Below are 549 nucleotides of genomic sequence, written 5' to 3' on the forward strand. Positions count from 1 at the left end.
AGCTTTCCAGATTGTTAAAGAGCATAACGCAAAAGCGTTAATCAATGCGTGAGCATTAATTAGCACTTTCGCTATTTTTCTAAAACTAATTTTACCAAGCAATCTGTGTGGACACTGCATAAAACAGTATAAGTCTTTAGGTAAGGAGGTGATCCAGCCCCAGGTTCCCCTAGGGCTACCTTGTTACGACTTCACCCCAGTCATGAACCACACCGTGGTAAACGCCCTCCCGAAGGTTAAGCTATCTACTTCTGGTGCAGCCCACTCCCATGGTGTGACGGGCGGTGTGTACAAGGCCCGGGAACGTATTCACCGTGACATTCTGATTCACGATTACTAGCGATTCCGACTTCATGGAGTCGAGTTGCAGACTCCAATCCGGACTACGACGTACTTTGTGGGATTCGCTTACTATCGCTAGTTTGCAGCCCTCTGTATACGCCATTGTAGCACGTGTGTAGCCCTACTCGTAAGGGCCATGATGACTTGACGTCGTCCCCACCTTCCTCCGGTTTATCACCGGCAGTCTCCCTGGAGTTCCCACCATTA

The 549-nt window shown here is 49.0% G+C and carries 1 rRNA gene; it reads right to left on the reverse strand.

Features of this window, described 5'->3' with window-relative positions:
• Nucleotides 1–141 precede the first annotated feature (141 nt).
• Nucleotides 142–549, reverse strand: a 16S ribosomal RNA gene (locus PMAL9190_RS20010); the annotation flags it as partial.

Origin of the sequence: Photobacterium malacitanum, from assembly GCF_900185615.1 — a bacterium.
Taxonomy (GTDB): Bacteria; Pseudomonadota; Gammaproteobacteria; order Enterobacterales; family Vibrionaceae; genus Photobacterium; species Photobacterium malacitanum.